This window comes from Microbacterium sp. Mcb102, from assembly GCF_024519805.1.
Classification (GTDB): Bacteria; Actinomycetota; Actinomycetes; order Actinomycetales; family Microbacteriaceae; genus Microbacterium.
Genome location: NZ_JALJRG010000016.1, coordinates 1 through 543, shown reverse-complemented (window position 1 = coordinate 543; position 543 = coordinate 1). Strand labels below are relative to the sequence as shown.

Sequence of the window (543 nt, the reverse complement as noted above, 5' to 3'; positions counted from 1 at the left end):
CGGATGGTCGACACCCGTTCACGGTCGCAGAAGCAGCACGACACCCTCGCCGCGATCCTCGGCATCGCCGCCCGCCACGACGACACCCCACGCCTGGGCGGCGGCGCGCCCACCCTGGTGGTGTCCGTCACCGCCGACGACTACACGACCGGCCGCGGGTGGGCGCACGTCGACGGCATCGACACCCCCGTCTCCACCCGTGTCGCCGTCCACACCGCGTGCGCGGGCGGGGTGCAACGGGTGCTGTTCGACCCGCACGGGCGGATCATCGGCATCAGCACCACCGACCGGATCTTCACCGCGCATCAGCGCCGCGCGATCACCCTCCGCGACCGCGAGTGCCTCATCCCCGGCTGCCACGTCCCCGCGACCTGGTGCGAGATCCACCACGTCCACGAGCACGCCCGAGGCGGCCCCACCCACACCGACAACGGCGTCGCCCTCTGCTGGCACCACCACAGAACCCTCGACACCTCCGGATGGGAGATCCGCATGCGCCACGGCACACCCCACGTCCGCGGACCCGCCTGGTGGGACCCCACC

At 72.7% G+C, this 543-nt stretch carries 1 protein-coding gene; it reads left to right on the top strand.

The window, feature by feature from the left end; genetic code table 11:
- A partial coding sequence (locus OC372_RS19315; protein WP_262003902.1) for an HNH endonuclease signature motif containing protein occupies positions 1–543 on the top strand: 543 nt, incomplete at both ends.